The 23059-nt window shown below is 72.8% G+C and carries 22 protein-coding genes; 13 read left to right on the top strand and 9 right to left on the bottom strand.

Annotated elements, in window-relative coordinates:
- Positions 1–13: 13 nt before the first annotated feature.
- The 3 genes from HTZ82_RS18185 to HTZ82_RS18175 all read left to right on the top strand — a co-directional run bounded on the left by HTZ82_RS18185 (position 14) and on the right by HTZ82_RS18175 (position 1933).
- Positions 14–490: a hypothetical protein gene (locus HTZ82_RS18185; protein ID WP_175410459.1), complete on the top strand. Its 477-nt coding sequence runs from the start codon at positions 14–16 to the stop codon at positions 488–490.
- Between the two features lie 137 nt (positions 491–627).
- Positions 628–1383 (top strand): DUF2470 domain-containing protein, encoded by a 756-nt coding sequence (locus tag HTZ82_RS18180; protein WP_175410458.1) that lies wholly within the window; start codon positions 628–630, stop codon positions 1381–1383.
- Between the two features lie 94 nt (positions 1384–1477).
- The gene (locus tag HTZ82_RS18175; protein ID WP_175410457.1) at positions 1478–1933 is read left to right on the top strand and encodes a tellurite resistance TerB family protein; all 456 of its coding nucleotides are present in this window, start codon (positions 1478–1480) and stop codon (positions 1931–1933) included.
- 79 nt (positions 1934–2012) lie between these two features.
- Here the strand turns inward: HTZ82_RS18175 and HTZ82_RS18170 are convergent, their stop codons facing one another.
- The 4 genes from HTZ82_RS18170 to HTZ82_RS18155 all read right to left on the bottom strand — a co-directional run bounded on the left by HTZ82_RS18170 (position 2013) and on the right by HTZ82_RS18155 (position 7136).
- Positions 2013–2546 carry an O-acetyl-ADP-ribose deacetylase gene (locus HTZ82_RS18170; RefSeq protein WP_175410456.1) on the bottom strand — a complete coding sequence of 178 codons (534 nt, stop codon included), beginning with the start codon at positions 2544–2546 and terminating at the stop codon, positions 2013–2015.
- Positions 2543–3961 (bottom strand): NAD(P)/FAD-dependent oxidoreductase, encoded by a 1419-nt coding sequence (locus HTZ82_RS18165; protein WP_175410455.1) that lies wholly within the window; start codon positions 3959–3961, stop codon positions 2543–2545. Before HTZ82_RS18165 ends, HTZ82_RS18170 begins: the two co-directional genes overlap by 4 nt.
- Positions 3962–4094: 133 nt before the next feature.
- Positions 4095–5546 carry an amidase gene (locus tag HTZ82_RS18160; RefSeq protein ID WP_175410454.1) on the bottom strand — a complete coding sequence of 484 codons (1452 nt, stop codon included), beginning with the start codon at positions 5544–5546 and terminating at the stop codon, positions 4095–4097.
- Positions 5547–5579: 33 nt separating this feature from the next.
- Positions 5580–7136, bottom strand: coding sequence for an NCS1 family nucleobase:cation symporter-1 (locus HTZ82_RS18155; RefSeq protein ID WP_175410453.1), 1557 nt, complete (start codon positions 7134–7136; stop codon positions 5580–5582).
- A 276-nt stretch (positions 7137–7412) separates the two neighbouring features.
- Here HTZ82_RS18155 and HTZ82_RS33090 point away from each other — a divergent pair, with 276 nt between their 5' ends.
- The 10 genes from HTZ82_RS33090 (at position 7413) to HTZ82_RS18110 (ending at position 17180) form a co-directional block, all read left to right on the top strand.
- Positions 7413–7550, top strand: coding sequence for a hypothetical protein (locus HTZ82_RS33090; RefSeq protein ID WP_375540832.1), 138 nt, complete (start codon positions 7413–7415; stop codon positions 7548–7550).
- The gene (locus tag HTZ82_RS18150) at positions 7547–8494 is read left to right on the top strand and encodes a cation diffusion facilitator family transporter (RefSeq protein ID WP_375540831.1); all 948 of its coding nucleotides are present in this window, start codon (positions 7547–7549) and stop codon (positions 8492–8494) included. The genes HTZ82_RS33090 and HTZ82_RS18150 overlap by 4 nt, the downstream gene beginning before the upstream one ends.
- Before the next feature lie 241 nt (positions 8495–8735).
- The gene (locus HTZ82_RS18145; protein WP_217624282.1) at positions 8736–9155 is read left to right on the top strand and encodes a Fur family transcriptional regulator; all 420 of its coding nucleotides are present in this window, start codon (positions 8736–8738) and stop codon (positions 9153–9155) included.
- A gap of 147 nt (positions 9156–9302) precedes the next feature.
- Positions 9303–9953, top strand: coding sequence for a choice-of-anchor M domain-containing protein (locus tag HTZ82_RS18140; protein ID WP_175410451.1), 651 nt, complete (start codon positions 9303–9305; stop codon positions 9951–9953).
- A gap of 114 nt (positions 9954–10067) precedes the next feature.
- Positions 10068–11279: a choice-of-anchor M domain-containing protein gene (locus tag HTZ82_RS18135; RefSeq protein WP_175410450.1), complete on the top strand. Its 1212-nt coding sequence runs from the start codon at positions 10068–10070 to the stop codon at positions 11277–11279.
- Complete coding sequence (locus HTZ82_RS18130; RefSeq protein ID WP_175410449.1) at positions 11276–12817, top strand: anchored repeat ABC transporter, substrate-binding protein; 1542 nt, start codon at positions 11276–11278, stop codon at positions 12815–12817. The genes HTZ82_RS18135 and HTZ82_RS18130 overlap by 4 nt, the downstream gene beginning before the upstream one ends.
- Positions 12818–12822: 5 nt before the next feature.
- Positions 12823–14604 (top strand): TIGR03773 family transporter-associated surface protein, encoded by a 1782-nt coding sequence (locus tag HTZ82_RS18125; RefSeq protein ID WP_175410448.1) that lies wholly within the window; start codon positions 12823–12825, stop codon positions 14602–14604.
- Complete coding sequence (locus tag HTZ82_RS18120) at positions 14601–15344, top strand: anchored repeat-type ABC transporter ATP-binding subunit (protein WP_175410447.1); 744 nt, start codon at positions 14601–14603, stop codon at positions 15342–15344. The genes HTZ82_RS18125 and HTZ82_RS18120 overlap by 4 nt, the downstream gene beginning before the upstream one ends.
- The gene (locus tag HTZ82_RS18115; RefSeq protein WP_175410446.1) at positions 15341–16240 is read left to right on the top strand and encodes an anchored repeat-type ABC transporter permease subunit; all 900 of its coding nucleotides are present in this window, start codon (positions 15341–15343) and stop codon (positions 16238–16240) included. The genes HTZ82_RS18120 and HTZ82_RS18115 overlap by 4 nt, the downstream gene beginning before the upstream one ends.
- 106 nt (positions 16241–16346) lie before the next feature.
- Positions 16347–17180, top strand: a complete 834-nt coding sequence (locus tag HTZ82_RS18110; RefSeq protein ID WP_254711941.1) for a class I SAM-dependent methyltransferase — start codon at positions 16347–16349, stop codon at positions 17178–17180.
- Positions 17181–17226: 46 nt separating this feature from the next.
- Here the strand turns inward: HTZ82_RS18110 and HTZ82_RS18105 are convergent, their stop codons facing one another.
- From HTZ82_RS18105 to HTZ82_RS18085, 5 genes are all read right to left on the bottom strand, one after another.
- Positions 17227–18228: a TIGR03842 family LLM class F420-dependent oxidoreductase gene (locus HTZ82_RS18105; protein ID WP_175410445.1), complete on the bottom strand. Its 1002-nt coding sequence runs from the start codon at positions 18226–18228 to the stop codon at positions 17227–17229.
- An 11-nt stretch (positions 18229–18239) separates the two neighbouring features.
- Positions 18240–19643: a dihydropyrimidinase gene (gene hydA, locus HTZ82_RS18100; RefSeq protein WP_175410444.1), complete on the bottom strand. Its 1404-nt coding sequence runs from the start codon at positions 19641–19643 to the stop codon at positions 18240–18242.
- A gap of 29 nt (positions 19644–19672) precedes the next feature.
- A complete protein-coding gene (locus HTZ82_RS18095; RefSeq protein WP_175410443.1) occupies positions 19673–21004 on the bottom strand; it encodes an aspartate aminotransferase family protein in 1332 nt (443 codons plus the stop codon).
- On the bottom strand, positions 21001–21843 hold the full coding sequence (locus HTZ82_RS18090; protein WP_175410442.1) for a nitrilase-related carbon-nitrogen hydrolase: 843 nt from the start codon (positions 21841–21843) through the stop codon (positions 21001–21003). The genes HTZ82_RS18095 and HTZ82_RS18090 overlap by 4 nt, the downstream gene beginning before the upstream one ends.
- A 184-nt stretch (positions 21844–22027) precedes the next feature.
- Positions 22028–23059, bottom strand: a 1032-nt coding sequence (locus HTZ82_RS18085) for a UL36 very large tegument protein (protein WP_175410441.1), incomplete at its 5' end; no start/stop codon positions are given.

Here is a 23059-nt window from a genome sequence, read left to right as displayed (position 1 = left end):
GGGGAACCACCACATGAACGTCATCGGCTTTCCGCTCATCGCCGTCAGCTTCGCCCTGGCCTGCGTGGGACTCTGGCTCGCCGTCAGGCGCCGGGAGGGCCGCGCGCGGTTCCTCGTGCTCTGCGCCCTGATGGTGGGCTGTGGCCTGTGGGCAGCGTCGGGTGTCGACGCGAGGTCCTGGAGCCGGGACGAAGTGCTCGCGGTCGTCGACGACGTGGCGGAGGCGTGGGGGCGCGAGCGGGCCGCCGCGAGCGCCGCGTCCGGCCAGGGCGTGCCGGACCGCCCGGACGACTCGCACTTCATGCTGACCCTGCGCGAGACGGCCGACGAGCAGGGCGAGGGGCCGGCGGACGAGCTGACGCTGAAGTCGCCGCGCGAGGACGTGTACGACATCGCCACGCGCTCCGGCGAGCACCGGTTCTGCGTGAGGCTCGCGCCGCGTGAGCGGTTCTCGGCCGAGGTCACGGAGGGACGCTGCCCGGCCGCCTGACGGACCGGATGACGGGTTCCACCTCCACACCCCCGTGAAGTAAGGTTAGCCTTACCTCACCTCAGGGGGTGCCGTTCGCGCGCGCCCGCTGTACGGATGGAGGCGTTCCGATGCAACCCGTACCGCAGGGAGTCCCGTTGAGCACCCGAGCCGACACCGAACCGTCCACCCTGCCCGAGCTGACCGCCGCCGAGCGGGTGCGGTCCGTACTGGCCCGTGCGATCTCCCTGTCCCTCACCACCGACGGCCAGAGCTACGACCTGATCGGCATGCACACCGTCGGCCGGAAGGGGCGGATCACCCTGCACGCCCGGCCGGACAGCCCGCTCGCCGCCCAGGTCGCCACCGCGCCGCGCGGCAGCCTCGCCGCGCTGCTGGAGTTCACGGACATCGCCCCGACCGCGGTCCGCGACCGCGTACGCGCCAGGGTCACCGTCTCCGGCTGGCTGGCCCCGGCGGAGGCGGGAGACGGCGACGGTCACATCGATGGCAGCGGGCGGCTGCGCCTGGACACCGCGCGCGTGACGCTGCGGACGTCGGCGGGCGCGGTGGAGGTCGGCCTCGACGAGGTCGCGCTCGCCGCGCCCGACCCGCTCGCCGTCGAGGAGGCCGCCATGCTCACCCATCTCGCGGACGCCCACGAGGACATGGTGGCCCACCTGCTGACGCTCGCCGGACCCCGACTGCCGCAGGGCGCGGTCCGGGTGCTGCCGTTCGCCCTGGACCGCCACGGCATCACCGTGCGCTGCGAATACGGCGACGCCGGCCAGTGCGACCTGCGCCTCCTCTTCCCGTCCACGGCACGGGACGCCGCCGAAGCGGGCGAGCAGGTGCGCCGCCTCCTCACGGCACCGGGCCGCTGCCCGCACCGGGAGCACCCCTCCCATCCCTGACGCGCGCCGCACCTGATAACTTCTACATTCGCGTAGAAGTAGCGTGCCGGGGGCGGGACCGCCCGCACCCGGGGCGCGTGACGAAGGAGTTCTCATGGCCCTGTGGGACCGCATCAAGGAGTCCGCGTCGACGATGCAGACCCAGCTCATGGCGAAGAAGAACGACCTCACCAGCGGCGCCTTCCGCGACGCCAGCATGGCCATGTGCGCGCTCGTCGCCGCCGCCGACGGCACGATCGACCCCGCCGAGCGCCAGCGCGTCGCCCAGCTCATCGCCACCAACGACGTCCTGCGCAACTTCCCCGCCGACGACCTCCACCGCCGCTTCGAGGCCAACCTGGAGAAGCTGACGGCCGACTTCGCTCTCGGCAAGGTCAGCGTCATGCAGGAGATCGCCAAGGCGAAGAAGAAGCCCGCCGAGGCCCGCGCCGTCATCCAGATCGGCATCGTCATCGGCGGCGCCGACGGCGACTTCGACAAGACCGAACAGGCCGTCGTCCGCGAAGCCTGCTACACCCTCGACCTGCCGCCCCACGAGTTCGACCTCTGAGCGCCCACACGACGGCGTCGCGGTACGGGCGGTCGGCCACCGGCGATTCCCCGAACCCGCGGACGTCGCACCGCCGTCGTCAGCGCACGTGCCGGGCGAACGCCTCGTACGCCGTTTCGTCGAAGAGGACGAACCTGACCTCCTCGACCCCGGTCTCCGTGGCCCGCACCGTCTCGACGGCGATGCGGGCGCCGTCGTCCATCGGCCAGCCGTACACGCCGGTCGAGATGGCGGGGAACGCGACGGTCCGGGCGGCGAGTTCGTCGGCGACGCGCAGCGACTCGCGGTAGCAGGAGGCGAGCAGGGCGGAGCGGTCCTCGTCGCGGCTGTGCACCGGGCCCACCGTGTGGATGACCCAGCGCGCCGGGAGGCGGCCCGCCGTCGTGGCGACGGCCTGGCCGGTGGGGAGGCCGCCGCCGTAGTAGGAGGCGCGCAGCCGGCGGCAGTCGTCGAGGATGTCGGGGCCGCCGGCGCGGTGGATGGCGCCGTCGACGCCTCCGCCGCCGAGGAGGGACGAGTTCGCGGCGTTGACGACCGCGTCGACGTCCTGCCGGGTGATGTCACCGCGGACCAGGGTCAGGCGGGCGTGGTGGGGGTGGCGGTGGTGGCTCATGCGTTCTTCCTGAGGTGGCGCCAGACGGCCTTGGCTGCGTTGTGGCCCGACATGCCGTGCACGCCGGGCCCGGGCGGTGTAGCGGACGAGCAGAGGAACACGGCGGGGTGCGGGGTGCTGTACGGGCGGAGGGACACGCGCGGCCGGAGCAGCAGCTGGAGGCCGCTCGCGGCGCCGCAGGCGATGTCGCCGCCCACGTAGTTGGCGTTGCGGGCGGCGAGTTCGGGCGGCCCGGCCGTGGCGCGGGCGAGGACGAGGTCGCGGAACCCGGGGGCGAAGCGTTCGATCTGGCGCTCTATCGCCTCGGTGAGGTCGCCCTGCCAGCCGTTGGGGACGTGCCCGTACGCCCAGAAGACGTGCTTGCCGCCCGGCGCGCGGGACGGGTCGACGAGGCTGGGCTGGGCCGTGATGAGGAACGGTGCCTCCGGGGCCGTACCGCCCGACGCCTGACGCAGGGCCGTGGCGATGTCCCGGCTGCCGGGGCCGATCTGCACCGTACCGGCGCGGCGGGGCTCCTCGGCGGTCCACGGGACGGGGCCGTCGAGCGCGTAGTCGATCTTGAAGGCGGCGGCTCCGTAGCGGTAGCCGTCGTAGAAGCGGCCGAGGCCCGCGATCCGGGCGAGCGCGGTGGGCGAGGTGTCGAAGACGTAGGCGCGGGCGGGCGGCAGGTCGTCGAGCCGCTTGACCTCGTAGTCGGTGTGGACGGCGCCGCCGAGGTCCCGTACGTACGCGGCGAGGGCGTCCGAGATGGCCTGGGAGCCGCCCCGGGGCATCGGCCAGCCGTTGGCGTGCGCGGCGAGCGCGAAGACGAGGCCGATCGCGCCGGTGGCGATCCCGCCGAGCGGGGCGATGACATGGGCGACGAGCCCGGCGAACAGCGCGCGGGCCGGCTCGTCGCGGAAGCGCCGCATCAGCCACGTCGACGGGGGCAGGCCCGCCAGGCCGAAGCGGGCGAGGGTGACCGGGTCGCGGGGCAGCGCGGTCAGCGGCAGCGACATGAAGTCCCGGGCCAGCGTGTCCCACTTGCCGCGGTACGGGCCGACCAGGCGCCGGTACGCCCCGGCGTCCCGCGGCCCGAAGGACGCGGCGGTCTCGGCGACGGAACGCGACAGCACGGCGGCGGTACCGTCGTCGAAGGGGTGCGCCATCGGCAGGTCCGCGTGCAGCCACTCCAGGCCGTAGCGGTCCAGGGGCAGGTTCTTGAAGGCGGGCGATCCGACACCGAGCGGGTGGACGGCGGAGCACGGGTCGTGGCGGTAGCCGGGAAGGGTGAGCTCCTCGGTACGGGCTCCCCCGCCGACCGTGTCCAGCGCCTCGAACACGGCGACGGAGTAGCCGCGCCGGGCGAGCTCGGCGGCGGCGGTCAGTCCGTTCGGGCCCGCCCCCACGACGACGGCATCGAGCATCGACGGCACCTTCGCACCCCTTCGTCGGCCGTCGGCCGTCGTTCGGCGGCCGACGCCGACAGGATATGCGTCTCGACGTGCCCCGGGACCGCCGAGGCCACGCGGGCGAGCCGTTTTGCGACACGCTCCGTGTGTGCCGCCGTCAGGCCGGCCCGGTGTCCCTCCCGCCCCGCGTCCGGTCGCCCGTCACGGGCGGCCGCTGGGTGTACCAGCGGCGGTCGGACTCCAGTTGGGCGGCCAGGGAGATCAGGCGTTCCTCGGCGCCTCCCGGGCCGAGGAGTTGGGCGCCGACGGGGAGGCCGGCCGCCGAGAAGCCGGCCGGCACGTTGACGGCGGGCCAGCCCAGGACGTTCCAGGGCCAGGCGTAGGGGCAGGCGGCGGCCATGGTGGTGTCGGTGCGCAGGGCGCTCATGCCGTCGAAGGTGCCGATGCGCGGGGGCGGTGAGGCCGTCGTGGGCGTGAGGATCACGTCGTACGCGGTGAACAGGGCGCCGATCCGGCGGTGTTGGCGGGCCTCGCGGGCGCGCGCGGCGCGCAGGACGGCGCCGCCCAGGCGGTGGCCGGTGCGGGTGGCGCCCCGGGTGCGCGGGTCCAGGAGCCGCGGGTCCGGGTGGCGGTCGGCGTACGCGGCGATGCCGGCGGTGGCGCGGGGCAGGAAGCCCAGGCCGATGAGGCCGTAGCGGGGCCTGGCCTCCTCCACGGTGTGGCCGAGCCGGGCGAGCGCCTCGGCCAGGTCGGTGACCGCCCGGCGTACGTCCGGGTGCAGCGGCGTGGGCGTGGCCGTGAACGGCGGCCGCCAGGCGAGGGCGACGCGCAGCCGCCCGGGGTCGCGGCGGGCGGCCGCCGACGCGTCGATCGCGGGCAGCCGCAGCCCTTCGCGGGGGTGCGCCCCCGCGGCCGCGTCGAGCAGCAGCGCGGCGTCGGCGACCGTACGGGCCAGGGGGCCGTTGACCGTGAGGCCTTCGAAGCAGTCGTCGTACGGGTGGACGGAGACGCGGCCGCGTTGCGGTTTGATGCCGACCAGGTGGGTCCAGGCGGCCGGGATGCGGATGGAGCCCGCGCCGTCGGAGCCGAGCGCGGCGGGCACGAGTCCGGCGGCGACGGCGGCGGCGGAGCCGCCGGACGAGCCGCCAGGCGTGTGGCCGGGGTTCCAGGGGTTGCGGGTCGCGCCGAAGGCGGGGCCTTCGGTGAACGCCCACTGGCCGAGCTCGCAGGTGTTGGTCTTGCCGACGACGACGGCTCCGGCGGCGCGCAGCCGCCGCACGGCCTCGCCGTCGGCGGTGGCGGGCGGGATGTCGCCCGCGGTGCCGAAGCGGGTGGGGAGTCCCGCGACGTCGGTGTCGTCCTTGACGGCGACCGGTACGCCGAGGAGGGGCGCCCTGTCCCCCGCCGCGAGCCGCCGGTCGGCCTCGGCGGCCTCCGCGAGAGCGGCATCGGTCCGTACGCAACGGAAGGCGTTCAGGGTGGTGCGGGTCGCCTCGATCCGGTCGAGCGCGGCCCGCACCAGGGCGGCCGATGTGACGTTACCGTCCCTCAACTCCCTTGCCTGGCCGGTGAGTCCGAGGTCCGCTGCGGCGGTGCGGGGGGTGGTCATGCCAGCGGAGCCTACTGGCGCGTAACCTCCGTGTCAGCTCCCGCGCGGCCCCACCTCAGCTTCCGCGCGGCCCCGCATCAGCGCCACGTACAGCAGCAGCGACGCCGCGAGGCCCACCGCCCAGCCGTAGTCCGCGAACGGCTTCAGGAACGGGATCAGCCCGTCCTCGGGGAACGGCCCCTTGCCCGGCGCCGAGTGCGACCCGCCCACCGCCAGCACCCCGCCGACCGCGAAGGCGGCCACGGCGGCCGGGTTCCAGCCGCCCCGGTACCAGTAGCGGCCGCCCGGCCGGTACAGGTCGGCGAGGTCCAGCACGGTCCTGCGGACGATCCAGTAGTCCGCGATGAGGATGCCGGCGACCGTGCCGAGAAGCCCGCCGACCAGTCCCAGCCAGGTGAAGATGTACAGCTCGGGCGTCGCCGTCAGCTTCCACGGCATGATCACCACGCCGACCACACCGGTCACGAGCGCCCCTGTGCGGAAGCTGATCAGCTTGGGGGCGAGATTGGCCAGGTCGTACGCGGGTGAGACGACGTTCGCGGCGATGTTCACCGAGATCGTGGCGACGAGCACCGTCACCAGGGCGAACAGCAGCCCGAAGACGTTGTCGGTGCGGGCGGCCAGCTCCACCGGGTCCCACAGGGGCGCCCCGTACACGGCCTGCGAACCAGAGGTGACGAGGACCGACAGCAGCGCGAACAGCGTCATCGTCGTGGGCAGTCCGAGCGTCTGGCCCCACACCTGGGCGCGCTGCCCGGCGCCGAACCGGGTGAAGTCGGGGATGTTCAGGCTCAGCGTCGCCCAGAACGCGATCATCGCCATGAGGGACGGGAAGAAGACGGGCCAGAAGTCGGCGCCCCAGCCCAGCCGGGACGGCTGGCCGAGCAGCGGCCCGAGCCCGCCCGCCTTGGCGACGACCCACGCGAGCAGCACGAACGCGCCGACGATGACGAAGGGCGCCGCCCAGTTCTCGAACCGGCGCAGCGCGTCCATGCCCCGGTAGATGATGGCCAGTTCGAGCACCCAGAAGAGGACGAAGCACACCCAGAGCGTCCACGGCTGACCGCCGATCCGGGCGGCCTCGGCCCAGCCGCCGAAGAGCTTGCCGAGGAGCAGGAAGATACCCTGCCCGCCGATCCACGTCTGGATGCCGAACCACGCGCAGGCCACCCCGGCGCGGATCAGCGCGGGCAGGTTCGCGCCCCGCAGCCCGAACGAGGCCCGCGCCAGCACCGGGAAGGGGATGCCGTACTTGGGCCCGGCGTGCCCGGTGAGCAGCATCGGCAGCAGCACGATGACGTTGGCGAGCGCGATGGTGAGGACGGCCTGTTTCCAGTCCATGCCGAGGGCGACGAGTCCGGAGGCCAGCATCCAGGAGGGGATGTTGTGGGCCATGCCGACCCACAGCGCGGCGAAGTTGTAGGTGGTCCAGCGGCGCCGCGCGACGGGGACGGGCAGCAGGTCCTCGTTGGCGAAGCGGCTGTCGCCGGGGACGGCGCCCGGCGCGAGCTCGACGCGTCCGGCGGCTTCCGGTATGCGAGGGGCGGGGGGCGGGGTCGGGGGCGGTGTCGGGGGGACGGTGGCGGTCATGGCGGCGGAACCCTTCGTTCGGGGGCGGAACGAGGCCGTGCGGGGCGTGGGGGGTTCGGGCCGTGCGGGGGTTCAGGCGGTCGGCGCGTGGATGATATCGGAGCCGTACCCGTCGGTCGTGGTTTCCTTCGCCTCGTGCGACGCACGGCTCCGGACCACGCGCCCGAACGACGCTGTTGCGAGGACATCGCACCTGGTCATCGGCTGTATGACGGCTGTAGCCGCAAGGGAGTTCGTGTGCCACGGTGGGGCGCATGGAGGGGAATCGGCACACTCATGCACACGACCGCCACCACGACCACGGGCACCAGCACGGCCACGGGCATCGGCACGGCCACGCCGCCGCTGACCACGGTCCCGGCTCGGGCACGTCCGGGCGCACGCGCCTGCGCCACCGAATCGCCCACCTGGTGAGGCCCCACAGCCACGAGGCCGCCGACAGGGTGGACACGGCGATGGAGACCTCGCGCGAGGGGATGCGCACACTGTGGATCTCACTTGTCGTCCTGGGCCTCACCACCGTGGTCCAGGGCGTGATCGTCGCGTGGTCGGGTTCGGTCGCGCTGTTGGGTGACACCATTCACAACGCCGCCGACGCGCTGACCGCCGTCCCGCTGGGGATCGCCTTCCTGCTCGGCCGACGGGCGGCGAACACCCGCTACACGTACGGCTACGGGCGCGCCGAGGACCTGGCCGGTGTCGTCATCGTCGTGACCATCGCCGCGTCCGCGGCCCTGGCGGCCTACGCGGCCGTGGACCGGCTGATCCACCCCCGTGACGTCACCCACCTGTGGGCCGTCTCCGGCGCCGCGCTCGTCGGCTTCCTCGGCAACGAATGGGTGGCCCGCTACCGCATCCGCACCGGGCGACGCATCGGCTCGGCGGCGCTGGTCGCCGACGGCCTGCACGCCCGCACCGACGGATTCACCTCCCTGGCGGTCCTCCTGAGCGCGGGCGGCGCCGCACTCGGCTGGCGCGCGGCGGACCCCGTCGTCGGGCTGCTCATCACCCTCGCCATCCTGGCGGTCCTCAAGGACGCCGCTCGTGAGGTCTACCGCCGCCTGATGGACTCCGTCGACCCCGGCCTCGTCGCCGCCGCCCGGACAGCCCTGCGGAGTGTCGACGGCGTACGCGCCACCGGGCAGGTGCGCATGCGGTGGATCGGTCACGCACTGCGCGCCGAAGCCGAGATCGTCGTCGACCCGCACCTGACCGTCGTCCAGGCCCACCGCATCGCCGTCGCCGCCGAGCACGCCCTCATCCACGCCGTACCCCGTCTGACCGCCGCGACCGTGCACACCGACCACACCCCCGTCGGTGCCGACCCGCACGCCGCACTCGCCCACCACACCGTCTGAGCACCGGCGCGGCAGCGGCTACGTCCAACGGCCATGGCCGCAGCGACGCGGTCCGTCCACAACAGCGCCGTCGCCGGGGCAGCCCTCGGAGGTGCGCCGCGGCTCCGGTGGAGGACCGCCGGGTGCGCTGACGGAGAGACGGCTGTCGACGTCAGGCCCAGCCCCGCTTAATAGTCCTGGTAATCATTGTCATTTAGCATGCCCGCATCGGAGCGAGGACCAGGTCAACCGGAGGCCGGCGATGACGGACGCGACGAGACAGCGGGTGGGCGCGCGCTCGACACAGAAGCGCGCCGACGTACTGCAAGCCCTGGACGCCTGCCAGGACTTCGTCTCCGCGCAGCAGCTGTACACCAGGATGACCGCCTCCGGCCTCCAGGTGGGACTCAGTACCGTCTACCGCACACTGCAGGCGCTCGACCGCGGAGGACGACTCGACACCGTCCGCGACACGGACGGCGAGCGGCTGTACCGATGGCGATCGCCGTCGGGGCACCGCCACTACCTCATCTGCCGCCGCTGCAGCCGCAGTCAGGCGGTCGACACCGACGCCGTAGAACTCTGGGTCGAACACATCAGCGCCACCTCCGGATTCGCCGACGTCGAGCACACGCTCGAGCTCAGCGGCCTCTGCCCCGACTGCCACCCCCCTGCCCGGTAGCGGACCCGCCTTCACGGATCGCCCCCATCAGGCACATCCACTCCATCATCGCCGCGAGCTCACCACACCCCACTTGTGGCTCTTAATGAAAACGATTATCGTCTCACTTGTTCGCGCTCCATCAACGCTCATTAGAGGGGCTTTCCTTTGCGTACCTTCGCGCGCACTCTCACCGTCACCGGCTCCATAGCGGCCGCCCTCGCCATCGGCGGGATGAACGCCGCCTACGCGGCCGGGACCGTGCTGTCCAAGGGCCACGTCGACGTCCTCGACGTCGAGTACGACGGGATCGGTCTCGAACTGCACGTCCACGACGAGTCGGTCACCCCGGACGTCGAGTACGACCCGGCCGACGTGGAGATCCAGGCGCTGCCCGCCTCCGCGTACACCGTCCCGACCGGTAGCTGCTACACCCACCTCGGCACCGCCGGCTCGACCGTCTACAGACTGCCGCAGGTGGAGAACACCGAGCTGCTGTGGCCGGGCATCTCCGGCGAGCACATCGGCACGGGCGTGTTCCAGAACGACAAGGTGCAGGTCAAGCTCACCTCGGTGTCCGGCCCCGGCAAGATCACCGTCTACAAGAACGGCCTCTGCCCCATCAACAACCGCTACTTCGACAGCGGTGACTCCGCCCACGCGAACACCAAGAACGTCACGGCGGGCGAGCACGACCACGCCAACTGGGTCTTCACCAAGGCCGGTACGTACACCGCGACCTTCGAGGTCAGCGGCACGCTGAACAACGGCACCAAGGTCGGCCCGACGACGGCGACCTACACCTTCCAGGCCGGCTGATCCACCGGGGCCGCAGGCCCCGTCGACTCCGTGCCGGAAGCGGGCCCTTGGCAGCCGCCCGCTTCCGGCACGGCCGCGGTCCACCGAATCCCCCGCTCGAAGGAGACGCCCCGCATGCGGGCCTCACTATCGCGAAGCACGACGAGAGCCGCCCTCGCGACGGCCGTCCTCTCCCTGCTCGCCGCCGCACCCGTCGCACTCGCCGCGCAGGACCCGCCCCAGGAGGCGCCCGCCGGAGAACGCGTGGTCCTCAACAGCGGGCACCTCGACCTGGCGGCCCGCTTCAAGGGCGGTGGGCTGGAGTACCAGATCAAGGACGGGACGGTCCCCGGCACGTCCGTGTGGCGCGAGCCTGCCGACGTGCTGCTGCACTTCGACCCGCGGCACGAGATCGTCATCCCGCCCCGCGAGGAGGTCCCGCAGTTCGAGGGTTTCGGTGAACCCGGCGAAAGCCTCTGGGTCGACAAGGACTTCGAGGTGAAGGAAGGGCTGCTGTGGCCCGGCTGGAACACCCTGGAGATCCTCCCCGCCGATGTCTCCGGGCCCGTGAAGGTCACCTTCCCGACAATCGAGGGCCCGGGCCGCTTCATGCTCGCCCAGTTCGAGGACGACCCGGATCTGGGTGTACGGATCGGCGTCACCGTCGACAGCGCCAAGCCCGATCCCGGCACAGTGGAGCTGCCCGCGAACACGCACGCCCATCCCCTGTGGATCTTCGACACCGCGGGCGTCTACCGGATCACGATGGAGATGACCACCACCCTGTCCTCAGGCGAGCAGGTCACCGACCGGGAAACCCTGGCCGTGGTCGTCGGCGACGTGGACCCCTCCACCGTCGAACCCGGAGACGGCACCCCGAAGCCCACGCCGGCGCCGACGCCCACCCCGACCGTCTCGCCGGCGCCTACGGCGACTCCTTCCACATCGGCCTCTCCCACCGGTGGCCCGACCGGCGGCCCCACCGGCGGCCCCACCGACAGCCCGACGGGGACAGCGACCGCGAGTGCGACGCCCACCGCGACGCCCTCGCCGAAGCCCAGCGCGAGCGTGACCCCGTCCGCGACCGCGAGCGCACAGCCGTCGGGCACCAGGACGCCGGACCCGATCGTTCCGGCCGCCGGACATGGCGGCGGCGGCACGGGCGCGGGGTCCGGCGTCCTCCCGGCCGGAGGCGGGACCACCACCGGCGGAACCACCGCCGCGGGCGGCAGCCTGGCGAAGACGGGCGCAAGTGCCGCACTCCCGGCCGGGATGGCCCTCGCCGCCGTACTGGCGGGAGGCGCGGCCGTCGTATCCGTACGCCTCCGGCGGAAGGCGGCGTCGTGACACGGCAGCACATACGGCACATCCGCACGGCCTCAGTCGGCGTCGTCGCCACGGCCCTCCTGGCCGGCGCCTGCGGCCCCGGCACGGGCGGCGGCTCCGCGGACGCCGAGCTGACGGTCTCCACGACCACCGCGATCATCGCCGACCTGGTACGCAACGTCGGCGGTGACCGGGTGGACGTGACCTCCGTCGTCCCGCACCACGGCGACCCGCACTCGTACGAACCGAGCCCCGGTGACGCGGCCAGGATCGCCAGGTCCGACATCGTCTTCAGCAACGGGCTGCTGCTCGAAGAGCCCGGGATCATGAAAATGATCCACACCAACAGCCCCAAGGACACGCCGAAGATCGCGATCAGCGAGAAGCTGGAGCAGTACGGCGGCAAGGTCATCAAGCTCAAGGAGGACCTGGGCCTCAACGTGCTGTGGCTCGGCTGGGCCGTCGAGGGCGAGGTCGCCGGCGACGGCTCCCAGATCCGCACCACCGCAACCGGCCTGGAGGGGCCCGGGGACCTGCACGTCTACCTGACGGACACCCTCGGCACCCCGCAGAGCCACATCGACTCCACCGACGGCTTCGACGCCAAGGACTCCTTCACCCTCCCGCCCGAGGCGCACACCCACGTCAACTGGGCGTTCACAAAACCCGGGACCTACCGGCTCACGGTGCGGGGGCAGACCGAGACCCTGGACGGCAAGACCGCCCCGATCGGCAGCGGCACCATCACCTTCGCCGTCGGCGACGGCCCTGCCCCGGCCGGAAAGAAGCTGCTCGACGGCGGGCACGCCGACGTCGCCCTCAACGCACAGACACAGTCCGTGTACGTACGCTCCGACGACCCCACCACCGGCGAACGGACCGACCACCCGGCCGACTCGGTCGTTCTCGCCGTACCCGACAGGGCCAAGGAGGCCGTGCCCAAGGAGGGTGCCTTCCGCTTCCTCGGCACGCCGGGCGCGGACCTCTGGGTGCTGCCGCAGGCGGTCGTCGGCAAGCACGTCCACGGCGAGATGGACCCGCACGCCTGGGAGGACGTCTCCAACGCCGAGGCGTACGTACGGCGGATCGAGGCCGAACTCGTCAAGGCCGACCCGGAGGGCAGGGCGGAGTACCAGCGCAACGCCACGGCGTATCTCGCGCGCCTGGCGGAGCTGCACGGTGAGGTGGCCGCGACGCTCGCGAACGTGCCCGAAGCCAACCGCAAGCTCATCACCACGCACGACGCCTTCGGCTACCTCGCGGAGGCGTACGGCATGGAGGTCGCCGGCTTCGTCGTACCCGTACCGAACCGGGAGCCGAGCGCGGCGGAGGTCGAGAAGCTTCGCAACACGATCCGGGAGAAGAAGGTCCCGGCGGTCTTCCTGGAGCCGAACCTCGCCGCGCGGGCCGACGTCCTGCGCCGGGTCGCCGAGGACGAGGGCGTGGCGGTCTGCACCATCTACGGCGACTCCTTCGACGACAAGGTCCACGACTACGTCGCGATGATGCGCCACAACGCGAAGGAACTGGCCCGCTGCCTGGGCCGGGAGGGGAGCTGAGCCCGATGAGGCTCGTACGGAACAGACGCAACGGCAGGATCGCGCTCGCGGCGGCGGGCGCCCTGGCCCTCGGCGGAACGGCCATGACGGCACTCCCGCAGGACGGGCCGGAGGTGCCCGTCGTGGCGCCGGTGACCCTGACTGACGGGGTGCTCGGCCTCGGCGAGGGCGGCGTGCTGGACGTCGACGACACGCACCGGGTCACCGGCCCCGACGGGAGGCCGGCCTGGGAACTGGCCCCCGCCTGGGACACCACCGGGCTGCCGCTCGGCGCCGTACGCGGAGACCGCGTGCGCTGGTCGCTGACCGGCGTCGAAGGGCCGGGTGCGCTGAAGGTGTACGAGGCGGTCGCCGGCCAGGACGGCGAGGGGCCCGCCCTACGGTTCGACAGCGCCGACGGGTTGCCGGACGGCTACGACCTGCCGAGCGGGGCACGCGGCGAGACGCGCTGGACGTTCGATGCTCCGGGCACGTACCGGCTGACGCTCATGGCGGAGGCCGAGACGGAGGCAGCGGAGCAGGCACAGGGCCCTGCCACCGCTTCCGCCTTCGCGGCGGAGGAGGGGCACCCGCGGCCCCTGGCGGTCGAGACCAGCTACACCGTGCGGGTCGGGGACGCCGCCATCGCCGCACCCGCTCCGGCCGCTCCCACGGCTCCGGCCGCTCCGGCCGCTCCGGCCGCTCCGGCCGCTCCGGCCGCTCCGGCCGCTCCGGCCGCTCCGGCGGCACCGTCGTCCACCGGTCCCGTGGGCCCGCCCGCCGCCGCTCCTTCCGCCGGCGCACCGGCCGACGCGGGCAGGGCTCCGCTTCCGGCGGGCTCGCTCCCGGTGGCGACCGCCCGGCAGGCCGCCGCACCGAGGGCGAACGCGGCAGCCGAGCCCGTACAGACCGAGAAGTCGGTGCTCGACGAGGGGCACATCGACATCGCCGCGCGCGTGGTGGATGGGGCGTTGCAGATCCACGTCAAGGACGGCACCGTCCCCGGCAAGACCGTCTGGCGCGAACCGTCGTCCGTCGTGCTGCACGTCAAGCCGGAGGCCAAGAAGGTCATTCCGGCGGCCAAGGACTTCGCCTTTCTGGGGAAGGCCGGCGACCCGCTGTGGCTGCTCGACCAGGTTCAGCAGCCGGGACTGCTGTGGCCGGGCTGGTCCACCGACAACATCGCTGCGGGCGCGACGAGGGGCGAGGTGGAGTTCAAGCTGGTCAAGGCCGAAGGGCCGGGCAGCTTCGCGCTGTACAACTACGACGGCCTGTCGGGCGCGACAGTGCGCTTCAACAGCGCGGACGGCGTGCCGGACTCCTTCGGCGTACCGCAGAACACCCACGCCCACGGCGGCTGGGCCTTCGGCAAGGAAGGCGTCTACCGGCTGACGTTCTCGATGGCCGGGACGCTGGCGAACGGCACGAAGGTGAGCGACACGGAGACGCTGGCGTTCGCGGTCGGGGAGACCGACCCGAACACGGTGCCGGTGAACGGTTCGACGGGAGGCTCCGGTTCCGGGCCCACGGGTGGTTCGGGCTCCACGGGCGGCGCCTCGAACGGTGGGACCGCGACCGGCGGAAGTGGCAGCGGCGGAACCGTGTCCGGCGGCACGGGAGCGACCGGCTCGACCGGCAGCGCGACGGGCGGCTCGACCGGGGGGAGCTCGACCGGCGGGTCCACGACTGGCGGCGGCGCGATGGCGTCGACCGGCGCGGGCTCCCCTCTCCTGCTCGGCGGCACAGCAGCCGCCCTGGCCGCCTCGGGCGCCGGCTTCGTCTACCTCACGCGGAGGCGGCGCGCATGACCGACGACGGGACCACTTCCGACTCCGCCTTGCTCCACGTCGCTTCTCTCTCCGTGACACTCGGCGGACGCACCGCCCTCAGCGACGCGTCCCTGACCGTGTCGGGCGGCGAGCTGGTGGGCCTCCTGGGCCCGAACGGCGCGGGCAAGACCACCCTGCTCCGTGCGGTCCTGGGCCTCGTCGCGCCCACGGCGGGCAGCGTGTCGGCCGCGGGAACGGTCGGGTACGTACCCCAGCGGCACGAGTTCGCCTGGGACTTCCCCATCGACGTCGCGGGCGCCGTGCTGAGCGGCCGCAGCCGCTCCATCGGCTGGCTCCGGCGGCCGAAGGCGCACGACCGCGCCGCAGCCGAGGAGGCGCTGGAGCTGGCCGGACTGACGGACCTGCGCCGCCGCCCCATCGGTGAACTGTCGGGCGGCCAGCGCCAGCGCGTCCTGGTGGCGCGGGCGCTGGCCGCCGAGCCCCGGCTGCTGCTCCTGGACGAGCCGTTCACCGGCGTCGACGTGCCCACGCAGGACCTGCTCAACGAGCTCTTCGGCCGCCTGGCCGCGGACGGCAGAGGACTGCTGATGACCACGCACGACCTGGCCGCCGCCGCCCGCACCTGCACGCGGGTCGTGCTGCTGAACCGCACGGTCGTCGCCGAGGGCGGTCCGGCGCTGCTCGCCGACCCCGAGCAGATGCTGCGGGCCTTCGGACTCGACCGGGCGATCGGCGCGGAAGCGGGAGCCGCCGCATGACGGGGCTGCTGTCGTTTCTCACCGACCCCTGGCAACTGCCGTTCATGCAGCGCGCCTTCCTGGTCGCCGCCGTCATCGGCGTGGTGTGCGGCGTGGTGGGCGTGTACGTCGTCCTGCGCGGCATGGCCTTCATCGGGGACGCGGTCGCGCATTCCGCGTTCCCCGGCGTGGCCCTCGCGTACGCCTTCGAGGGCAACCTCCTCCTCGGCGGGGCGGCGGCCGGTGTGACCACCGCGGTCCTGATCGCCCTGGTCTCACAGAACCGGCGGCTCAAGGAGGACACCGTCATCGGTGTCTTCTTCGCCTTCGCCTTCGGCCTCGGCATCGTCCTCGTGTCGACACGCGACAGCTGGACGACCGACCTGTCGTCCTTCCTGTTCGGCCAGGTCCTCGCCGTCGACTCGTCCGACGTCTGGCGCGTCGCCGGTGTCGGCGCGGTGCTCGTCGCCGTCATCCTGGCCCTGCGCAAGGAGCTCGTGGCCGTCAGCCTCGACCGCGAGACGGCCCGCGCCGCCGGCCTGCCGGTCCTCCGCCTCGACCTGACGCTGTACATCATCGTGACCGTCACCATCGTGATGTCGCTGGAAGCGGTCGGCAACGTCCTGGTCCTGGCCCTGCTGATCACGCCGGCGGCCACGGCCCGGCTGCTGACCGAACGGCTGTGGGCGATGACAGTGCTGGCCTCCGCGTTCGGCGGCGTGGGCAGTCTGGGCGGGCTGTACGTCAGCTACGCGTACGACCTCGCCGCCGGCGGCTCGATCGTCGTAGTGCTCACCGGCTTCTTCGCCGTGGCATGGCTGGTGGCCCCGCGGCACGGGCTGGTGGCGCGACTGCGTCCACGGGCCGGCGCCGCCGGCGCCGCCGGTGCCGCCGGAGCCGGCGCGGGGAGCGGCTGACGCCGGCCAGCGGCCGGTGAACGTGAGAAGACCCCGGGCCGGGCAGTGGTCGCAGCCACGGCACTGCCCGGCCCGGAACGTACGCGACACGAACGAGGGGACCGCCATGACGGAACGACATGCACGCCTGGACCTGGGCACCGTCCAGGAGACCCTTCTCATTCCGCTGTACGGCCGGGCCGTCGAGAACCGCAAGGAGGAGGCGGCGCTGCGCGACCCGCGGGCTGAGGAGATCGCGGCGTCCCTCCCGTACGACTTCACGCGCTTCGAGAACCTGCCGAGCCTCATCGGCACGGTGCTGCGCACCGCCCTGTTCGACCGATGGGTCGGCGACTTCCTCGAGGAACACCCGAGCGGCACGGTCGTCGAGCTCGGTACGGGGCTCAACACCCGCTTCGAGCGCGTCGACAACGGCCGCGCCCACTGGTTCGACCTCGACCTGCCCGACGTCATCGCCCTGCGCCGCACGTTCTTCCGCGACGAGCCGCGCCGCAGGATGATCGCCGCTTCCGTGACCGACGACTCCTGGACTGCGGACGTGGCCGCGGCCGCCCACGGCCCGTACTTCTTCAGCGCCGAGGCGGTGCTCCCCTTCCTGGACGAGACCGGGGTACGGCACGTCGTGGACCTGATCTCCACGCGTTTCCCCGGCTCGCTGCTGGCCCTGGACACCGCCGGCCCGGCGATCGTCAGGGCCCAGGACACCCACGACGGGCTGAGCAAGGTGGAAGCGCGGATGCGGTGGGAGTGCCCGGACCCCGCCGGCGTCGTGCGATGGCACCCGGGGACGCGGATGGTGGCCTCCCACACGCTCAGCAGCCTGCCCCCGCAGATGTACGACGAGCTGCCTTCCGATTACCAGGCCATGCTCGCCGGGCTCGCCGCACAGCGCCTTCCGCAGGTCGAGGAGTACCGCCTCTGCCTCCTACGGCTGCCGTGAGGAGCCCGCGACGGGAGGAGCGTCTTCAAGACCGTCGCTCAGCGCATCACCTTCCGAGGGCCGGGATGATCCCGGAGCCGTACGCGTCGATCGTGGCCTCCTTCGCGTCGTGCATGGCGTACACCGCGAACTGGTCGACCCCGAGGTCCCGCAGCCGCCGCAGCTTCTCGATGTGCGCCGATGCCGGGCCGAGGAGGCAGAAACGGTCGACGATCTCGTCCGGGACGAAGTCCGTTGACGGGTTCCCGGCGCGGCCGTGGTGGCTGTAGTCGTAGCCCTGACGCCCCTTGATGTACGCCGTGAGGGCCTCGGGCACCAGGTCGGAGTGCTCCCCGTACCGGCCGACGAGGTCCGCGACATGGTTGCCGACCATGCCGCCGAACCAGCGGCACTGCTCGCGGGCGTGGGCCAGGTCGTCGCTCACGTACGCGGGCGCGGCGACGCAGATCGTGACGGACGCGGGGTCACGGCCGGCCTCCTCGGCGGCCGTCCGTACCGCCTTGACCATCCACTCGGTCAGGTACGGGTCGGCGAGCTGGAGGATGAACCCGTCGGCCTTGCGCCCGGCGAGCGCGAGCGCCTTGGGCCCGTACGCGGCCATCCACACCGGCAGTCTGCCGTTCCGGATCCACGGGATGCGGACGGTGTTGCCGTCGACGACCGCCTCGCGGCCCTCCGCCAAGTCGCGGATGACGTCGATGGCCTCACCGAGCCGGGCCAGCGTGTTGGGCTTGCGGCCCGCGACGCGCATCGCGGAGTCGCCGCGCCCGATGCCGCACACCGTGCGGTTGCCGTACATGTCGTTGAGGGTGGCGAAGGTGGAGGCGGTCACCTCCCAGGTTCTCGTCCCCGGGTTGGTGACCATGGGGCCGACGTGCAGCTTCGTGGTGTGTTCGAGGATCTGGCTGTAGATGACGAACGGCTCCTGCCACAGCACGGCCGAGTCGAACGTCCAGCCGTAGCGGAAGCCGTTGCGCTCGGCGCGCCGCATCAGGCCGACGACCTCGGAGGCGGGCGGATCGGTCTGCAGGACGAGTCCGAAGTCCATACGGGACCTCCTCAGTTCAGGTACTGGCACGTGGAGCGGGGCGTGTACACGCCGTGCCCGGCGCGGCCCGTGTACGTGCGGCGGTCGATGACGAGCTCGCCGCGCGACAGGACGGTCTCGACCTGCCCGGTGACCGTCCTCCCCTCGTACGCCGAGTAGTCGACGTTCATGTGGTGGGTCTCGGCGGACAGCGTCTGCGTGGTGTGCGGGTCGTAGACGACGAGGTCGGCGTCGGCGCCGGGCGCGATGGTGCCCTTCTTCGGGTAGAGGCCGAACATCCGGGCGGGGGTGGCGCAGGCGATCTCGATCCAGCGGCGGCGCGAGATGTGCCCGTCCACGACCGCCTGGTGGAGGAGGTCCATGCGGTTCTCCACGCCCGGGAGCCCGTTGGGAATCTTCGAGAAGTCGCCGCGGCCCAGCTCCTTCTGGCCGACGAAGCAGAACGGGCAGTGGTCCGTGGACACCACCTGGAGGTCGTTGGTGCGCAGCCCCCGCCACAGCGCCGCCTGGTGCTCGCGCGGCCGCAGCGGCGTGCTGCACACGTACTTGGCGCCCTCGAAGCCGGGCTCGGCGAGGTTGTCGGTGGACAGGAACAGGTACTGCGGGCAGGTCTCGCCGAAGACCGGCAACCCCTTGTCGCGGGCGGCGGCCAGCTCAGCGACGGCCTCATCGGCCGACACGTGCACGACGTAGAGGGGCGCGCCGGCCACCCGCGCGAGCTGGATGGCGCGGTGCGTGGCCTCGGCCTCCAGCAGGACCTTGCGGACCTCGCCGTGGTAGCGCGGGTCGGTCTCGCCGCGGGCCAGAGCCTGCTCGACGAGCACGTCGATGGCGATGCCGTTCTCGGCGTGCATCATGATGAGCCCGCCGTTGAGGGCGGAGCGCTGCATGGCACGCAGGATCCGGCCGTCGTCGCTGTAGAAGACGCCGGGGTACGCCATGAACAGCTTGAAGCTGGTGACGCCCTCCTCCACCAGCAGGTCCATCTCCTTGAGCGACGACTCGTCGACGTCGGAGAGGATCATGTGGAAGGCGTAGTCGATGGCGCACTTGGCGTCGGCCTTGGCGTGCCAGGCGTCGAGGCCTTCGCGGAGGGTGTGGCCGACGGTCTGGACGGCGAAGTCGACGATGGTGGTGGTGCCGCCCCAGGCGGCGGCGCGCGTGCCGGTCTCGAAGTCGTCGGACGCGAAGGTGCCGCCGAAGGGCAGCTCCATGTGGGTGTGGGCGTCGACGCCGCCCGGGATGACGTACTTGCCGGTGGCGTCGATGGTGCGGTCGGCGGTCCAGGCGTCGGCGGCGCTGCTGCCGTGTGCGGCGAGCGCGGCGATGCGGCCGTCCTCGATGAGGACGTCGGCGTGGGTCTCCTCGGCGGCGGTGATGACGAGGCCGCCACGGACGAGGGTGCGGGTGGTCATGGGTCGTCGGCCCCCTTGGGTGTGTTCCGTTACTGGACGGTGCGGAGGGCCTGTTCGAGGAGGGCGGCGCCTTCCTCGGCCTCGGCGACGGTCAGCGACATCGGCGGGGCGATCCGCAGGACGCTGGTGCTGTGGCCGCCGCCCTTGCCGATGAGCAGGCCGCGGGCCCGGGCCGCCTCCATGACGGCGGCCGCCGCATCGGGCGCTGCCGCGCCGGTGCGCGGGTCGGCCAGTTCGATGCCGATCATCAGGCCGCGGCCGCGTACCTCGCGTACGAGGGCGTGGCCGGCGCCGATGGCGCGGAGCCGTTCGATGAGGAGGCCGCCGACCCGGCGGGCGTTGCCCTGGAGGTCGTGTTCGAGGAGGTACGCGAGGTTGGCGAGGCCGGCGGCCATGGTGACCGGGGAGCCGCCGAAGGTGGAGATCGAGTGGGCGGTGAGGCAGTTCATGACGTCGGCGCGGGCGACGACTCCGCCGATCGACATGCCGTTGCCGATGCCCTTGGCGAAGGTGAGCATGTCGGGCGGGCCGCTCGCGGCGTGTGCCTGCCAGCCCCAGAAGTGCTCGCCGGTGCGGCCCCAGCCGGTCTGCACCTCGTCGCTGATCCACAGGATGCCGTGCCGGGACAGGACCTCGCGGAACGCGGCGTACAGGCCGTCGGGCGGTGCGGTGAAGCCGCCGACGCCCTGGACGGGTTCGGCGATGAGCGCGGCGACGTCGCCGGTCTGTCCGAGCAGGTCCTCCAGGTCGGCCACGCAGGCGGCGGTGAAGTCCGCGTCGGAGAGGTGCGCGAAGGGGCCGCGGGTGCGGACGGCGCCGTGCGCGTACAGGGTGCGCAGCGGGGAGAGGGTGGTGGTGGCCCAGGTCCTGTTGCCCGTGACGGACACGGTGGAGAAGGAGCGCCCGTGGTAGCTGTTGCGCATCGCCAGGATCTGCTGGGTGCGGCGGTACGCGGTGGCGAGGAGGAGCGCCGTGTCGTTGGCCTCGGTGCCGGAGGTGGTGAAGAAGACGCGGGCGTCGGGGATGCCGGACAGGGCGGCGATGCGCTCGGCCAGCTCGATCATCGGGCGGTTGAGGTAGAGGGTCGAGCTGTGGATGATCCGCCCGGCCTGTTCGCTGACGGCCTTGGTGACCTCGGGGAGCGCGTGGGCGGTCATGGTGGTGAGGATGCCGCCGAAGAAGTCGAGGTAGCGGTTGCCGTCGGCGTCCCAGACGTGGCGGCCCTCGCCGTGGGTGATCTCGATGGGGGTCTCGTAGTAGAGGGCGAGCCAGTCGGGGAGCACGGCCTTGTGACGGTCGTGGAGACGGTGGGGGTGGTTGGCGCGGTTGGCGTGGTTGGCGTGGTTGGGGTGGTTGTTCACGGCTGCACCAGGCCTTCGTACGCGTCGGGGCGGCGGTCCCGGTAGAACGCCCACTGCTGCCGTACCTCCTCGATCAGGCCGAAGTCGAGGTCGCGGACGACGAGTTCCTCCTCCTTGTCGGAGGCGACGTCGCCGACGAAGCGGCCGCGCGGGTCGACGAAGTAGCTGGTGCCGTAGAAGTCGTTGTCGCCGTACTCCTCCTGGCCGACACGGTTGATGGCGGCGATGAAGTACTCGTTGGCGACGGCGGCGGCGGGCTGTTCCAGCTGCCACAGGTAGGCGGAGAGGCCGCGGTGGGTGGCGGACGGGTTGTACACCAACTGAGCGCCGTTGAGGCCGAGTTGGCGCCAGCCCTCGGGGAAGTGGCGGTCGTAGCAGATGTAGACGCCGACCTTGCCGACGGCGGTCTCGAAGACGGGCCAGCCGAGGTTGCCGGGTTTGAAGTAGAACTTCTCCCAGAAGCCCTTCACCTGGGGGATGTGGTGCTTGCGGTACTTGCCCAGGTAGCGGCCGTCGGCGTCGATGACGGCCGCGGTGTTGTAGTAGAAGCCCGCGCCCTCGACCTCGAAGACGGGGACCACGATCACCATGCCGGTCTCGCGGGCCAGGTCCTGCATGCGGCGGACGGTCGGCCCGTCGGGGACCGGCTCGGCCCAGCGGTAGTGCTCGGCGTCCTGCACCTGGCAGAAGTACGGGGCGTTGAAGACCTCTTGGAAGCCGATGACCCGCGCGCCCTGGGCGGCCGCCGCGCGGGCGTGCTCCTCGTGTTTGGCGATCATCGATTCGGTGTCGCCGGTCCACGTGGCCTGGACGAGGGCGGCGCGCACGGTCTGGGACATGAGCTGCTCCTTCGGCACGGCGTCAGAGAGCCTCTACGCACCTCTACGCACGTAGAGCGATACGTAGGAGGAGAACGTAAGCCTCGTCACATCCCGGGGCAAGACCGCCGCTGTTAACCGCCGGAGTCGATCATTTTTCGTACCCGAGTGGTCCACAACGGTCTGTGGTCGCTGTGTCTGTGGCTCAGGTGGCGACCAGGCCCGCGACCCGGAGGGCGTGGACGAACGCGGGCTCGCGCGCGGGGGCCACGGCCCGGACGGCGTCCAGGACCTGCGGGACGAGGCGGGCCGGGGACTGTGCGGCGAAGCGGGCGGCGTCCTCGGGCGGCCGCGCGTCGACGAGCGTCTCGACCAGGGCACGGGCCTCGGCGTCCCGCCCGTTCCCGTGCAGGGCCAGGACGGCCGCCGCGGTGTCCTCGCCCGGCCGGGCCACGCCCTGGCGCAGCAGCTGCCGGGCGTCGTTCCCCCGGCCCGCCCCGGCGAGCGCCCCGGCCAGCGCGGCGAGCCGGTCGGTCGGCAGGGACGCGGCCTCCCACAGGAGGGTGGCCCAGTCGGCGTCGAGCCCGGCGGCGTGCAGCGCGTCGGCGAGCAGCGGGAGCCGTGGCGCCGGCCACCGGGCGGCCTCGCAGAGCAGCGCGTGCGCCTCGCCGGTACGGCTCTGGGCGCGCAGCTCCTGGAGGGCGGTGACCGCGCGGGCGACGGAGGCTCGGTCACCGGGCCCGGGTTCCGGCTCCGGCGCGGGGACGGGGGCGGGCTCGGGTGACGGCGCGTCGGCCCCGCCGAACCGGGCACCCCGCGGGCCCGCCGCGGCACCCGACAGGCCGGGCAGGGCGCCCACCTCCGGGGACGGTGCCGGTGCCGCGGCGTCCGCGTCGTCGTCCAGCCACGCGTACCGCGCCCCACGCGGCCGCCGCCGCCCTGCGACTGCCCGGTCGGGTACGGGGCGGTCGGCGGGCTCGGCGGGGTGCGCGTGGCCGAAGGGGCCCGACGGGGCGGCGGTGCCGGGCGGTTCGTGTCGGGGCGGGGCCGGGTGGTGGTCGCGTGGGTCCGGGGGCAGGCGGGTGAGGCGGGCGTGGAGTTCGGTGACGCGGGCGGTCGCCCGGGTGTGGTCGTCGCGGAGCCAGGCCAGTTCGTGGGCGAGCCGCTCGGCCCGGTCGGTGCCCTCCGGGGTCGCCCCCAGGAGCGTGACCAGCTCCCGGCTGCGGTCCGCGGCCTG

This window comes from Streptomyces sp. TRM64462, assembly GCF_013362995.1.
Lineage (GTDB): Bacteria > Actinomycetota > Actinomycetes > Streptomycetales > Streptomycetaceae > Streptomyces.
This window is presented reverse-complemented; position numbering and strand designations above follow the sequence as displayed.

Bases quoted from the DNA above. Each gene is read 5' to 3' on its own strand.
- HTZ82_RS18120 (WP_175410447.1), top strand. From the start codon at position 14,601: ATGACCGACGACGGGACCACTTCCGACTCCGCCTTGCTCCACGTCGCT.
- HTZ82_RS18110 (WP_254711941.1), top strand. From the start codon at position 16,347: ATGACGGAACGACATGCACGCCTGGACCTGGGCACCGTCCAGGAGACC.
- HTZ82_RS18115 (WP_175410446.1), top strand. From the start codon at position 15,341: ATGACGGGGCTGCTGTCGTTTCTCACCGACCCCTGGCAACTGCCGTTC.
- HTZ82_RS33090 (WP_375540832.1), top strand. From the start codon at position 7,413: ATGCACACGACCGCCACCACGACCACGGGCACCAGCACGGCCACGGGC.
- HTZ82_RS18175 (WP_175410457.1), top strand. From the start codon at position 1,478: ATGGCCCTGTGGGACCGCATCAAGGAGTCCGCGTCGACGATGCAGACC.
- HTZ82_RS18135 (WP_175410450.1), top strand. From the start codon at position 10,068: ATGCGGGCCTCACTATCGCGAAGCACGACGAGAGCCGCCCTCGCGACG.
- HTZ82_RS18090 (WP_175410442.1), bottom strand. From the start codon at position 21,843: ATGTCCCAGACCGTGCGCGCCGCCCTCGTCCAGGCCACGTGGACCGGC.
- HTZ82_RS18185 (WP_175410459.1), top strand. From the start codon at position 14: ATGAACGTCATCGGCTTTCCGCTCATCGCCGTCAGCTTCGCCCTGGCC.
- HTZ82_RS18105 (WP_175410445.1), bottom strand. From the start codon at position 18,228: ATGGACTTCGGACTCGTCCTGCAGACCGATCCGCCCGCCTCCGAGGTC.
- hydA (WP_175410444.1), bottom strand. From the start codon at position 19,643: ATGACCACCCGCACCCTCGTCCGTGGCGGCCTCGTCATCACCGCCGCC.
- HTZ82_RS18125 (WP_175410448.1), top strand. From the start codon at position 12,823: ATGAGGCTCGTACGGAACAGACGCAACGGCAGGATCGCGCTCGCGGCG.
- HTZ82_RS18170 (WP_175410456.1), bottom strand. From the start codon at position 2,546: ATGAGCCACCACCGCCACCCCCACCACGCCCGCCTGACCCTGGTCCGC.
- HTZ82_RS18155 (WP_175410453.1), bottom strand. From the start codon at position 7,136: ATGACCGCCACCGTCCCCCCGACACCGCCCCCGACCCCGCCCCCCGCC.
- HTZ82_RS18145 (WP_217624282.1), top strand. From the start codon at position 8,736: ATGACGGACGCGACGAGACAGCGGGTGGGCGCGCGCTCGACACAGAAG.
- HTZ82_RS18160 (WP_175410454.1), bottom strand. From the start codon at position 5,546: ATGACCACCCCCCGCACCGCCGCAGCGGACCTCGGACTCACCGGCCAG.